This is a genomic window from Arthrobacter sp. SO5 (genome assembly GCF_020532805.1).
GTDB lineage: Bacteria > Actinomycetota > Actinomycetes > Actinomycetales > Micrococcaceae > Arthrobacter.
Map to the genome: position 1 here is coordinate 1 of NZ_MQTQ01000045.1, position 12,623 is coordinate 12,623.

Genomic DNA, 12,623 nt, shown 5'->3' on the forward strand with positions numbered 1-12,623 from the left:
GGCAACGTCCGCATCGGGGGTGGCCACGTGCAGGGTGGGGATGGCGGCTTCCTCGATGACCGCTGCTTCGTGGCCCGCCTCGCTCAGCCGCTCCCGGAGGGCGCCAAGGTCGCCGGCGTACTCGAAGCCCAGACCGGCACTCCCGCCCCCGGTTCCTGCGCCGACCATCAGGATCCCGCCGTTCTTCGCCGTGAACGCTTCGGATTCGGCCGTGCCGGCGTCGGAGCCCGGCACCGGGCGGGGCCGGGCGCCAATGTCGCGCAGCGTTTGAGACGCCGCCACGGCGTCTTCGGCGAACCAGACCCCGACGACGGCGACTCCGGGGTCCGCTTCCGCTGATCCGCCCCAGCTGCCGTCTGCTGCGCGGCTGGCAGGGTCGGCGAGGAAACTGAATCCGTCCGCGGCGGTGATGCGGCAGGAGGGGCCGTGGTCCGCGTCGATAAGTTCCGCGGTGGTGCCGGCGGCGGCGGTGGTGCCGGTGGCCGCGCCTGCCTCGTTGGTCCGCGCGGCGAACCGTGCCAGGTCTCCCACCTCGACGCCGAAGCTCGCGGTGCCGTCCTCCGCGGAGCCCTCCTCGACGAAATGCAGCGCAAGCCGGCCAGATCCGGCGTCGAACTCCCGCCACGTGGGCTCGTCCACGGTTTTGACCATGCCGAGGTCGGTGAGCAGCCGCTCCCACCCGTCCATGCGGGAAGTGAAGTGAATCGGGCGGACACGCAGCATCGTTGCTCCTCGGGGTGGGACGGGATCCGGCTCTCACGGACAATGGTGCCACCAAAGGTCCCGATTCTGGCCCGGCTGGGGGAAAATGGGGCATGGCTGCTGAACTTGACGAACTGCTAGTACAGGACGGCGCCCAGTGGCGCGCGTGGCTCGAGGCGAACCATGCAGACAGCCCCGGGGTGTGGCTCGTGCTGCACAAGAAGGGTGGCTCGGTGACCGAACTGGACTACGAGGCCGCCCTGCAGGAGGCGCTGTGTTTCGGCTGGATCGACGGCCAGAGCCGGCGCCGGGACGGGGAAAGCTCCTTCCAGCGGATGACCCGGCGGGGGCCCAAAAGCGTGTGGTCGGCGCTGAACGTGGGCCGCATCGGGCGTCTCGAGGCTGCCGGAAGGATGGCCCCGGCCGGGCACGCCGCCGTCCAGGCCGCCAAGGCGGACGGCCGCTGGGAAGCCGCCTATGCGGGCCCCGCGACGGCGGTGGTGCCGGCGGACCTCGCCGCGGCGGTGGCGGACAATCCAAGGGCGCAGGCTATGTTCGAGGTCCTCACCTCGGTGAACCGGTACGCCCTGATCTACCGGACCAATGGGGTCAAGCAGGCCTCGACCCGGGAAAAGAAGATCGCCGGATTCGTTGAAATGCTGGCCCGCTACGAAACGCCGTACCCCCAGGCCAAACGGCCGCCGGCGCCCTCCTAGAAGTCCACGCCCAGGGCCTGGGCGATCACGACGGCCGAGGCGGAGGACCACGCCTGCGGGTGGCAGGATGCCGGGTACGGTACGGCCCGGCCGGACTCGTCGGCCGGGATTCCCGCGAAAAGCTCCGGCAGGCGGCCCCCGAAGGAGCCGGCGGCGGCCAGCAGCCCTTCTGCAAGGGCCCGCGCCTCCGGCAGGAATCCCTCCGCGAGCAGGCCACGGATCGCGACGGCCGTGTCGTGGCTCCAGATCGAACCGCAGTGGTAGCTGAAGGGCCAGAAGCCGTCGGCCCGGCGCGAGATCGTGTGGATCCCGTAACCGGAGAACAGCTCCGGGCTCAGCAGCCGGTCCGCCACAAGCCGCGCTTCTGCCGCGTTCAGGATCCCGGTGCCGAGCAGGTGGCCCATGTTGGAGCCCGGGACGTCCAGCGGAGCACCGTGGCCGTCGAGGGCCATCGCCGGGAACAGGCCGGCGTCGTCCTCTACCCAGAAGCGCTCGCGGAAGTTCTGCTGCAGGGCCGCGGCGAAGTCGCGCAGGGCCTGGCCGCCCGGCTCCCCGTACGCGTCGAACAGTTCGGCAGTCTCCAGCGCCGCCTGGTAGGCGTAGCCCTGGACCTCGGAGAGCGCGATCGGGCCGTCGGCCTGGCGGCCGTTGCGGAACTGCAGGGCATCCCCGGAATCCTTCCAGCCCTGGTTGCTCAGCCCGTGGCCGGTGACGTCCTGGTAGCTGAGGAAGCCCGCGTTCGCGCCACCGCTCCCGGCGCCGCCGGCGGCGAGCAGCCACTGCGCGGCCCTCTCCGCGTTGGGCAGCAGTGACCGGACCGCTGCGTCGTCCAGGCCGGCGCGACCCAGTTCGCCGAGCAGGCACAGCCACAGCGGGGTGGAATCGACGGCACCGAAGTACACGGGGGGCAGGTGCAGGCGCTGGCTCTCGAGGACCAGCTCCTTGGACCGCAGTTCGTGGAGGATCTTGCCAGGTTCCTCGGCGGCCGCTGGATCGTCCCGGGTGCCCTGGAAGGCGGCCAGGGCCTGGAGGGTCCCGGCGGCGATCCCCGCGTCGAGCGGCAGCAGCATCCTCGCCGCCCACAGGGAGTCCCGGCCGAAGAGCGTGAAATACCAGGGTGCGCCGGCGGCAAGGAAAGAGGCGTCCGGCAACTTCCGGGTGGCCAGGCGGAGCCCGGCCAGTTCGTCGAGGGAATTGTCCAGGAGCAGTCCCAGTGCACCGGCCGGCGACGCGCGGTGCCGCCGCGAGGCGGGCGGCCGGGCTGCCACGACGGCGTCCTCGCTGTCCGCCAGGACCGCCTGCCATTCCGCCTCGAACGGGCGCCCCCGGCCTGCGGTGCCGCGCCAGAGGAGCCGTTCGCCTGCGGCGATGTTGCCGGGCGCGGCGACCGTGAGGCTCCGGCCGCCGTCGCGCCAGCGAAGGGCAGAATCATCCGCGGAGTACGGCCGGAAAGGCTCGCGGAAACGGCTCAGCCGGATCCCCGCCATGTCGGTGAAGTCGGCGGCGAGCCGGATTTCGATTTCCACCTCGACGTTCTCGAGCGAGGTGCTCAGAGCCAGCGCGTGGCGGACGACGCCCGGTGTGACGGTCCAGGTCTGGAAGAGTTCGACGGCGGGATCCTCGGTAGGTCCCGCAATGCCGCGGACCAGTCCCCGGACATGGAGGACGCCTCCCGGGGCGGCCTCTACCGTGGCGGGCTCGGGTTCCATGCCGTTCACCCGGACCTCGGCCCGGCACAGCATCCGGGTGTCTCCGTGCAGCAGCCCGGTGAACCAGCCGGACCCGGAACCTGGACCAGCCTCGCCGGAGGTCTCGGGGGCGCCGTTCCGGAGCGGACCGGCGCCCCCGCTGGCCAGCCGCCCGTCGTCGTCGAGCCACAACTGCGTCGGGGCGGCAACGGAGCAGTGCTGGCGGTGGAGCGCTGGCTGAACAGTCATCCGCCCACCCTATGCCGGGACCCGGACGGGCTCCACGGACGGCGCGGGCGCGGCGCGCGCCGGGTGTGGACCGGCAGCTCAGGAGGCGGACCGGGCGGCAGGGCTCACTCCTGCGGCTTGTCCTCCACGGGGAAGGCGACGGCTTCGCCCACGACGCGCAGGCACAGCTCGGTGCCGGGCCGGGCGATGGACGCGTTCCAGTGCCGGATAGTGATGATCTCGCCGCCGCCCGGGTAGCGGTGATCGGCCACGGCCCCTTCGGCGAGGACCGGCGGGACGGCGAGTTTGAGCCGGACCGTGGTTTCCGGGCCGAAGTAGTCGGTGTCGACCACGACGCCGCGGATGGGCCCGTCCTCGGCGATGCGGATCTGTTCGGGGCGGAGCATGAGCTGGACCCGGCCCTGGGCGGGCGGCCTGCGGACGGGGATGCCGCCCAGCGAGCACGTGGCGAGGGAGCCTTCCATCCAGGCGTCGAGGATGACGGCATCGCCCAGGAATTCCGCGGTGGCGCGGTCCGCCGGGCGCGTGTAGACCACAAAGGGGTTGCCGATCTGCGCCAGCTTGCCGCCGCGCATGACCGCCACCTGGTCGGCGAAGGACAGCGCCTCGCCCTGGTCGTGGGTGACGAGGATGGTGGTCACGCCGGCGTCTTTCAGTACCCTGCCGACGGCCCGGCGGGTGGCCACCCGGAGGCCGGCGTCCAGGGCGGAGAATGGCTCGTCGAGGAGCATGAGCTCCGGTTCCCGGGCCAGGGCCCGGGCCAGGGCGACGCGCTGCTGCTGCCCGCCGGAGAGCTGATGGGGGCGGCGCCTGGCCATGCCCGCGTCGAGCGAGACCATTTCCAGCAATTCCCCCACCCGGGCCTTGACGCCGCGGTGCCCGCCCGGGAGCGTGCCGGAATCCAGGCCGAAGGAAATGTTCTGCCCGACCGTCAGGTGCGGAAACAGGGCGCCGTCCTGCGCCACATAGCCCACCTGGCGCTTGTGGGCCGGAACCCAGATGCCCTCGCCGGCGACCTTGCTGCCGTTGAGGGAAATGCTGCCCGTGTCAGGGTGCTCAAAGCCGGCAATCAGCCGCAGCAGCGTCGTCTTCCCGGAGCCGGAGGGGCCAACGATCGCGGTGGTGCCGCCTTTGGCCACCGAGAGGTTGACGCCCTTGAGGACCGACTGGGACCCGAAGTTCTTCGTCACCGCCTCGATCTCAAGGTGGTTGTTGGTACTGGTGGCAACGGAGGCCGCGACCCGCGGTTCCGGGAGCCGGGAAGGGCTGGTGTTGGTCACTGTCCGGCTGCTTTCTTGGACTGCTGGAAGAGGAGATAGGTCATCGGGGCGGAGATCAGGATCATCAGCAGGGCGTACGGGGCGGCACCCGTGTAGTCGATTTCACTGCTCTTGCTCCAGAACTCGGTGGCGAGCGTGCGGGTGCCATTGGGCGAGAGCAGCAGGGTGGCGGTGAGCTCGTTGACTATCCCGAGGAACACCAGCGCAGCGCCACCCGCGGCGGCCGGCGCAGTGAGGCGCAGCGTCACCCGCAGGAACGCCATCAGCGGGGGCTTGCCGAGCGACTGCGCGGCCTCGTCGAGCTCCTTCGGCGCCTGGGACAGGCCAGCACGGATGTTGACCAGGGCGCGCGGCAGGAACAGCAGCACGTAGGCTGCGAGCAGGAGCATCGAGGTCTGGTACAGGCCCGGCGCCACGCGGATGCTGACGGTCACGAAGGCCAGGCCCACCACGATCCCGGGCATCGAGCTCGTAATGTAGTTGGACAGTTCCAGGGACTTGCTGAACCAGCCGGGTTGCCGCACGGCCAGGTACGCCATCGGGAACGCGACCACGGTGGTGGCGAGGGCGGCCGCGAGGCCGTAACCGAGGGTCTGCAGCAGGGCCGGCATGAACTCCTCCGCGGACCAGATGTCCGGACCGCCGGCGACAATCCAGCGCAGCACAAACGCCAGGGGCAGCCCGAAGGCCAGGGCGGTGAGGGCGAGCAGGGACAGCTGCGCCGGGAGCTGGTAGGCGTGCAGCGGCAGGCGCAGGGCGCGGGCCTGGGCGCCGGAGCCCACCCGGGCGTACCGGGCGCTGCCGCGGCCGCGGACTTCCAGCACCAGCAGGATGAGGCAGAAGAAGACAAGCACGCTGGCCAGCATGTTCCCGGCGGTGCCGTTGAACGTGGACTGGTACTGCACCATGATCGCCGTCGTGAACGTGTCAAAGCGGATCATTGCGAAGGCGCCGTACTCGGCCAGCAGGTGCAGGGACACCAGCAGGGCACCGCCCGTCAGCGCGATCCGCAGCTGCGGCAGCACGACGCGGAAGAAGGCCCGCCAGGCGCCGAGGCCCAGGGACGCGGCGGACTGCTCAATCGCCGGATCCAGCCGGCTGAGCGTCGCCGCGGCGGGGATGTACACCAGCGGGAAGTAGGAGAGCGTGGCGATGAGGACGCCGGACCAGAGCCCGCCGAGCGACGGCACCGCGGAAACCCAGGCGTAGCTGTTGACGAAGGCCGGGATGGCCAGCGGTGCAGCCAGCAGCACGGACCAGATCCTGTGGCCCTTAAGGTTGGTGCGCTCGACCAGCCACGCGCCGCCCACGCCGAGGACGAGGCACAGGGGCACGGTGATGACAATCAGCAGGACCGTGTTGAGCAGGAGTTCCCCCACCCGCTCCCGGAAGATGAGCGCGACGGCGGTGTCCCAGCCGGTGGCGCCCGTCATGACCGCCACGTAGCCCAGCGGGACCAACGAGAACAGGGCGATCAGGACCGCCAGGATCGCAACAATAGAAACGCCGAAAGGCGGGCGGGGGCGCTTGCCCCTGCCCGCCGTCGTGGTGTCCCCTGATTTTTCGGGGGCCAGCGTGCTTGTCACGGTGGTTAGAGCAGCCCTGCCTTGGTCATGAGCTCGGTGACCTTGGCGGAGTTGAGCTTGGCCGGATCCACGGTCGGGGCCTGCAGCTCCGGGAGCGGCACGAGCTTGTCATTGGCCGGAACTTTGGAGCCGACGGGGTACTCGAAGGAGGTGCCCTTCTGGAGCACTTCCTGGCCCGTCTTGCCGGTGATGAACTTCAGGAAGGCCTGGGCGGCCGCAGTGTTCTTGGAGGATTTCAGCACGCCGCCGCCGGAGACGGACACGAAGGCGCCCGGATCCTGGTTCTTGAAGTAGTGCGGCGTCACGTTCTTGGAGTTCTCGCCGGTCTTGGCCTGGTCCCCGTAGTAGTAATAGTGGTAGATCAGGGCGGCGTCGACCTCGCCGGCGTTGACTGCCTTCATGGCAGTGCTGTTGCCCTTGTATGCCTTGAAGTTCTCCTTCATGCCCTTGAGCCATTCCTCCGTGGCGGCCTCGCCCTTGAGTTCCAGCAGGGCGGAGACGATCGCCTGGAAGTCGGCGCCGGACGGCGAGGCCGCCCACTTGCCCTTCCACTCGGGCTTGGCCAGGTCCAGCATGGACGCGGGCACCTTGTCATCGCTCAGCTTGGCCTTGTCGTAGACCAGGACAGTGGAGCGGGCCGCGATACCGGTCCACTTGTTGGTGGAGGGTCGGAAGGCGGCCGGGACCTGGTCCACGGTGGCCTGGTCCACGTCCGCGAACAGACCGGCGTTTTCCACCTGGGCCATGGCGGGGGAGTTCTCCGTGAGGAACACATCGGCGCGGGAGGCCGCGCCCTCCTGGACAATCTGGTTGGACATCTCCGTGTCGTCGCCCTGGCGCAGGGTGACCTTGACGCCGGTCTCCGCCGTGAAGGCATCCACCCATTCCTTGGTCAAGGACTCGTGCTGGGCGTTGTAGACCGTGATCTCGCCGGCGGGCTTGCCGTCGGCTCCGGTAGTGCTGCCGGAGGAGGTGCCCGAGCCACAGGCTGCCAGGCCGAGCGCGGCGGTGGCGGCGAGTGCGATGCCTGCCAGGGCGTTGTTGCGGATCTTCATGGGGCTACTTTCTGCAAGGAAAAGGTCAGGGAACCCTAGCCCCCGTGAGCGGGGAAGTTAGGGCATGCTCACTAACCAAAACTGTAGGTTAGCCAAACCTAAGCAACCAACTTGAAGACCCCTTAAGTGATCAGGATCACATCAATTACGAAACAATTTAATGACTTAATTCTTCGGCCGTTCCGGGAATCGACGCGGCCGCCTCCAGGATCATCCAGGCCTGCAGCTGGGTGGACAGTTCGACGGCGGCACCGGCCGGATAGCAGCGCCGCGCCGGCACCTCGGGGCGTGCGGAAAAGACCAGCCGCGGTCCCCTGCGCGCCAGCGGTTCCTGCGCCGAGACGATGCGCCGGCCTTCCCAGAAGGCCTCGGCCGTGTCGTTGACCAACATCGCGGCCGTCGTGCGGATATCGGCCGGCAGCCGTTCGTCGACCGCGGCGAGTGCGAGGTACCGGATGAGGATCCCGGTGAAGAGGCCGCCGTCGCCGGTTCCTTCGCAGCGCAGCACGGTGGCCGTGCGCCCCGTCAGCGGTGCCTGCAGCGTGAGGCTCCGGGCCACCGACAGGACCAGCGCGGAGGCATGCTGCAGGTTTGCCGTACCGCCCAGCTCGAGCAGGGCGCCGAGGACTGGCCCCTGGTTATAGGTGTAGATGCCGCCTTCCAGCAGCACCTCGCCGCCCGGGGCGATCCGGAGCCCGTCCCGGTACATTCCCTGCTCCGGGTCGAAGAGCTTGGCGTCCAGCCAGTCCAGCAGGGCCTGGGCTTTTGCCCGCTGCCCGGTCCGGGCGTAAAACAGTGCCACCGGCGCCGTGGCCGGGGTGTTCTTGAAGTCCCGCTTCTTGCTCCAGAACGTGCCGCCGCCGAGGTCGTCCGTCGTGGCCGAGTCGAACTGCAGGGTGAGGCTCTTGAGGACCCGGGCATTGCGGCGCCGGCCGGAGGTCTTGCGGGTGTCCTCGGCGAGTTTCTCCAGCCGCAGGGTGCCGAGGGCCAGCCAGGCCATGTCGTCGTAGTAGTTGTTGACCACCGTGAGGAAATTCCGCAGCCGGATGCCGGCGACCAGCCGGGAGGCCAGCTTGCCGGCGCTCGGGAGGCTGTCGACGTCAAACTTGGCCGGCGGGTGGCCCTCGCCGCCGAGTTCGCGGCGGCCGGTGTCCACCAGGCAGTCGAGATAGTGTGCCTGCCACCAGTAGTGCCACGGCCGGGCCAGGTTCTGCAGCCGGCCGGACGGGCGGGTGATGGCGGCGATGTGGGTGCCCGGCAGGAAAAAGAGCGGCTGCCCGAACAACCGGGTCACCGAACGGGCCGCCTCGTCTGCACGGAAGGACCAGTTCGGGGCGGATGGGGCGTCGTGGGTCATGGACCCACCTTATTGGGCGCCGGCATTGGGCGCCGGGATCCTGACTGCCGCGGTACGCCGTGCGGACCGCCGCGCGGCGTAGTGCGGACCGCCACGCAGAGCGGCCAGCACCTTCAACACGCGCCGAAGGTGCGGGACGCCCGCATTTCAGTTAACATTCACTAACTAATGTTCCCAGTCGCCGGTGACCACGGCGACGTGGCTGCCGCTGCACGCAACGGCGGTCCGCGGCCGGGTTCGGGTTCCACATCAAGGAGGATGCATGGACATCGAAGGTACTGTTGCGCTGATTACGGGCGGGGCCTCGGGCCTCGGGGCCGCGACCGCCCGCCGCCTGTTCGACGCCGGCGCGTCCGTGGTGCTCGTGGACCTGCCGGGCTCGGCCGGGGAGGCGTTGGCTGCCGAACTGAACGCGCTGGCCAAGGACCGGGGGGACGCCGCGGGGACCGGCGAATCCAGGGAACCGGCTCACCGAGCGGTCTTTGCCCCCGCGGACGTGACCAGCGAGGACCAGGTGCAGGCCGCCGTCGGCGCCGCCGTTGCCCTGGGGCCGCTGCGGATCCTGGTGAACTGCGCCGGGATCGCAACCCCCGGCAAGGTGCTGGGCCGCGACGGAGTGCTGCCGCTGGAGACCTTCAGCCGCGTCATCCAGATCAATCTTGTGGGCACCTTCAACGTCATCCGGCTTGCTGCGGCCGCCATGGCCGCCACCGCGCCCGTGACCACCGAACTTGGCGGGCCCGAACGCGGCGTCATCATCAACACCGCCTCCGTCGCTGCCTTCGACGGGCAGATCGGCCAGCCCGCCTACGCCGCCTCCAAGGGCGCCGTGGCCGCCATGACCCTGCCGATCGCACGCGAACTGGCCCGTTCAATGATCCGAGTGGTCACGATCGCACCGGGCATCTTCGAGACCCCCATGATGGCCGGGCTCCCGCAGGAAGCCCAGGATTCACTGGGCCAGCAGGTGCCGCACCCATCCCGGCTGGGCCGCCCCGCAGAGTACGCGAGCCTTGCCGCGCACATCGTGGACAATGCCATGCTCAACGGCGAGACCATCCGCCTTGACGGCGCCATCCGGATGGGCCCGAAGTAATGCAGGCTCCTGCGGTGTCATCCACTGCGGCGTCGTCACCTGCAGCGTCCTCCGTGGACGGTTTGCCGGCCGCAGACTTCTTCGACTTCGAGTCGATGCTCAACGCCGCCGAGCAGGCGAAGATGGCCGAACTGCGGGAATTCCTGGCCCTCGAGGTCGCCCCGTTTGCCGGGGAATGGTGGAACAAGGCCGAATTCCCGGCCCACATCCTGCCCAAACTGGCCGCCCTCGAGCTCAGCGCTCCGGCCCAGCGCGGGTACAGCAATCTCTTCGCCGGGCTCGTCATCGCCGAGATGACCCGGGTTGACACCTCGCTCGCGACGTTCTTCCTGGTCCACCACGACCTCTTCGTGGAATCGCTGTACGGCTTCGGCTCAGAGGAGCAGAAGGCGCGGCTGCTCGAGGACGCCGCCAACCTGCGGACTACGGGCGCCTTCGCGCTCACCGAGCCGGAGCACGGCTCGGACGTGGCCGGCGGGATGGAAACCAGGGCCCGGCGGGTTCCCGGGGGAGCGGCCGACGGCGGGGACGCCTGGCTGCTCAACGGCGCCAAACGCTGGATCGGCAACGGGACGTTTTGTGACTACATGCTCGTGTGGGCCCGCGACGAGGCCGGCGGCGGCATCCGCGGCTTCATCGTGGATGCGACCCTGCCCGGGGTGACCCGAAGCAGGATCGAAAACAAGATCGCCCTGCGCACGGTGCAGAATGCGGACATCGTCTTTGAGGACGTGCTGGTCCCGGAGACGGACCGCTTCGCCGGGATCAACAGCTTCGAGGACACCAACGAGCTGCTCCGCGGTTCACGGATCATGGTGGCCTGGCAGGGCGTCGGCCAGCAGCTGGCCGCGTTCGACGTCGCCCGCCAGTACGCCGTCGAGCGCCGGCAGTTCGGCCGCCCGCTCGCGAAGTTCCAGCTGGTCCAGCAGCAGCTGGTGACCATGCTCGGCAACGCCGTGGCCAGCATGGGCATGATGGTCCGGATCGCGCAGCTGCAGGACCAGGGCGCCGCGGACATGCCGCAAGTGGCGCTCGCGAAGTCCTATGTGAGCGCCCGGATGCGGGAAACAGTGGCGATGGGCCGGTCCCTGCTGGGCGGCAACGGGATCGTCACCGACTACCGGATGGCAAAGATTTTCGCCGACGCCGAGGCGATCTACACCTACGAGGGCTCGTTCGAAATCAACACGCTGATCGTGGGCAGGGCCGTCACCGGGGTTTCCGCGATCATCTAGCGCGACGGTCTGTTGGGGCGGCTAGAAGAGCCCGGGCTCTTGCTCCCCGGCCTCGATCCGGTAGTCCAGGCTGTTGTTCCTGACCGGCATGGGGCAGGAGCCGTAAGGGGTAAAGGCGCTGGGGTAATTGATGGCCCGGTTGAAATCCAGGATCACCGTCCGGTTTCCCGAAGCGTCGACCCGGGGCCGGGCAGTCGAGACCTTGCGCCACTCGGCAGTTGCCTGTCCCGGCGGGGCTGCCCCGTTGGTCTCGTCGTGGAACGTCACCGTCAGGGCACCGAGCTTCTCCTCCTCGGCCTGCAGGCGGAACTCATGGTCCTTGCCCGGCAGCCGGAAGACGAGCTCGCCCACGGACCGGTGGACCCCGTCCACCAGCGGGTTGGCGGTACCGATGGGCACGTCCACGGGCTCCGGATACGGGTGGAAGCTGGCCTCGATCACGAGGTCCGGCCGGTAGGCGAAGGTGGGGACGCCGTCGAACCCGGTAAACGCGGGCGACGTTGAATCCCGGGTGCGGATGGCGTACTTGCCGGCCCGCATGGCGAGCTCCACCACCACCTGCCGCCCGTCCTTCCCGCCGTACTGGACCCAGAGCAGGGACTCCTCGTCGGACAGTGTTGCGCTGATGGTGCCGTCCACGGGCTGGCCGGTCTCCACGAGGGTGAGTCCGTCGGCCGCTGCGGCGGTGAGGACCGCCGTCGAGCCGTCCGTGGACCACAGTCCGGGGACGAGTTCGACGGCGGCCGGCGCGCCCTCGAGCCACTGGAACGAGGTCAGGGTCAGCCAGCCGTAATCGCTGGCGAGGGCCGTGTCGCGGCTGTTCCGGAAACGCTGCCAGCGGGCGAGCTGGGCTTCGAGATCAGGGTGCGTGGTGTTCACGGGTTCCTCCCAGGCGGTACACGGGCTGGCTACAACCCTAGGCCCCGCCCCGGCTGGCCGCTAGGGGCCGGGGCGGGAAACGCGGTCAGTTCCAGATGGCGTCGGCGTACTCCGGGTGGTCCACGAACGGGTTCCGGTTGCCCTGCCACTGCTCGTAGATCCGCTGGTTGCGGCGTTGCTCGAAGGCGTCCGGCGGATCGATCCGGTTCCAGTCCAGCAGCACGCTCATCTTCCCCATGTAGGGGGCCGTGCCGTTGTTGACAAGGTTGTTCATCTCCAGATCGGCAAAACCGTCACCGCCCTCGTACCGGACCGCCATGTACATGATCATGCGGGCCACATCGCCTTTGACCGCGTTGCGGGGCTCCCAGGAATCCGCGTCGGTGTAGTTGCCCGGCGCCTCGGTGGACTGTGCCCCGCCAAGGTCGAAGTCCTTGTTGCCGCGGGCGGAGTTGACGGTGACGTCGGTGGGGCGCAGGTGGTGCACATCCGTTCCCGGGCCGGTGGCCGTGCCGAAGTCCCCGTGCGACTTGGCCCAGACGTGTTCCCGGTTCCAGTCATCCACGCCGCCGCCGTTGGTGGCCTTGGACTGCGAGCGTCCTGTGTAAAGCAGGATCACGTTGTTGCTGTTGGAGGGGTCCTGGTCCGTGTCTTTCAGGGCATCCCAGACCTGGTCGTAGCTGAGTTTCCGCTGCACGGAGATGATCTGGTGCAGGCTGCTTTCCAGGGCAGGGCCGGTCTTTCCGTTGGCCGGGGCGTAGTAGTCACCGGGCGTGGGGG

11 protein-coding genes are annotated in these 12,623 nt (G+C 69.2%); 3 read left to right on the top strand and 8 right to left on the bottom strand.

Annotated elements, in window-relative coordinates; all coding sequences use genetic code 11:
• A partial coding sequence (locus tag BJG92_RS08190) for a VOC family protein (RefSeq protein ID WP_308011640.1) occupies positions 1–687 on the bottom strand: 687 nt, incomplete at its 3' end.
• Positions 688–815: 128 nt separating this feature from the next.
• Between BJG92_RS08190 and BJG92_RS08195 the strand changes: the two genes are divergently transcribed.
• Positions 816–1,418, top strand: coding sequence for a YdeI family protein (locus BJG92_RS08195; RefSeq protein WP_232083539.1), 603 nt, complete (start codon positions 816–818; stop codon positions 1,416–1,418).
• Here the strand turns inward: BJG92_RS08195 and BJG92_RS08200 are convergent.
• The 5 genes from BJG92_RS08200 to BJG92_RS08220 form a co-directional block, all read right to left on the bottom strand.
• Complete coding sequence (locus BJG92_RS08200; RefSeq protein ID WP_232083540.1) at positions 1,415–3,355, bottom strand: glycogen debranching N-terminal domain-containing protein; 1,941 nt, start codon at positions 3,353–3,355, stop codon at positions 1,415–1,417. The genes BJG92_RS08195 and BJG92_RS08200 overlap by 4 nt on opposite strands.
• A gap of 104 nt (positions 3,356–3,459) precedes the next feature.
• Complete coding sequence (locus BJG92_RS08205) at positions 3,460–4,635, bottom strand: ABC transporter ATP-binding protein (RefSeq protein ID WP_232083541.1); 1,176 nt, start codon at positions 4,633–4,635, stop codon at positions 3,460–3,462.
• Entirely contained in the window at positions 4,632–6,221 is a 1,590-nt protein-coding gene (locus tag BJG92_RS08210) for an iron ABC transporter permease (protein ID WP_232083542.1), read from the bottom strand. Before BJG92_RS08210 ends, BJG92_RS08205 begins: the two co-directional genes overlap by 4 nt.
• A 5-nt stretch (positions 6,222–6,226) precedes the next feature.
• Complete coding sequence (locus BJG92_RS08215) at positions 6,227–7,276, bottom strand: iron ABC transporter substrate-binding protein (RefSeq protein ID WP_232083543.1); 1,050 nt, start codon at positions 7,274–7,276, stop codon at positions 6,227–6,229.
• A gap of 157 nt (positions 7,277–7,433) precedes the next feature.
• Positions 7,434–8,633, bottom strand: a complete 1,200-nt coding sequence (locus BJG92_RS08220; RefSeq protein ID WP_232083544.1) for a glycoside hydrolase family 76 protein — start codon at positions 8,631–8,633, stop codon at positions 7,434–7,436.
• A gap of 262 nt (positions 8,634–8,895) precedes the next feature.
• Between BJG92_RS08220 and BJG92_RS08225 the strand changes: the two genes are divergently transcribed.
• Both BJG92_RS08225 and BJG92_RS08230 read left to right on the top strand, forming a co-directional pair.
• A complete protein-coding gene (locus BJG92_RS08225) occupies positions 8,896–9,729 on the top strand; it encodes an SDR family NAD(P)-dependent oxidoreductase (RefSeq protein ID WP_232083545.1) in 834 nt (277 codons plus the stop codon).
• On the top strand, positions 9,729–10,964 hold the full coding sequence (locus tag BJG92_RS08230; protein ID WP_374199777.1) for an acyl-CoA dehydrogenase family protein: 1,236 nt from the start codon (positions 9,729–9,731) through the stop codon (positions 10,962–10,964). The genes BJG92_RS08225 and BJG92_RS08230 overlap by 1 nt, the downstream gene beginning before the upstream one ends.
• Positions 10,965–10,985: 21 nt before the next feature.
• Here the strand turns inward: BJG92_RS08230 and BJG92_RS08235 are convergent, their stop codons facing one another.
• Together BJG92_RS08235 and BJG92_RS08240 are read right to left on the bottom strand one after the other, a co-directional pair.
• Complete coding sequence (locus BJG92_RS08235) at positions 10,986–11,843, bottom strand: DUF1684 domain-containing protein (RefSeq protein ID WP_232083546.1); 858 nt, start codon at positions 11,841–11,843, stop codon at positions 10,986–10,988.
• An 85-nt stretch (positions 11,844–11,928) separates the two neighbouring features.
• A partial coding sequence (locus tag BJG92_RS08240; protein ID WP_232083547.1) for an endonuclease I family protein occupies positions 11,929–12,623 on the bottom strand: 695 nt, incomplete at its 5' end.

What these genes read in the sequence shown, in the direction of transcription:
- BJG92_RS08195 (WP_232083539.1), top strand. Translation starts at nt 816, where the DNA reads ATGGCTGCTGAACTTGACGAACTGCTAGTACAGGACGGCGCCCAGTGG.
- BJG92_RS08200 (WP_232083540.1), bottom strand. Translation starts at nt 3,355, where the DNA reads ATGACTGTTCAGCCAGCGCTCCACCGCCAGCACTGCTCCGTTGCCGCC.
- BJG92_RS08215 (WP_232083543.1), bottom strand. Translation starts at nt 7,276, where the DNA reads ATGAAGATCCGCAACAACGCCCTGGCAGGCATCGCACTCGCCGCCACC.
- BJG92_RS08220 (WP_232083544.1), bottom strand. Translation starts at nt 8,633, where the DNA reads ATGACCCACGACGCCCCATCCGCCCCGAACTGGTCCTTCCGTGCAGAC.
- BJG92_RS08225 (WP_232083545.1), top strand. Translation starts at nt 8,896, where the DNA reads ATGGACATCGAAGGTACTGTTGCGCTGATTACGGGCGGGGCCTCGGGC.
- BJG92_RS08230 (WP_374199777.1), top strand. Translation starts at nt 9,729, where the DNA reads ATGCAGGCTCCTGCGGTGTCATCCACTGCGGCGTCGTCACCTGCAGCG.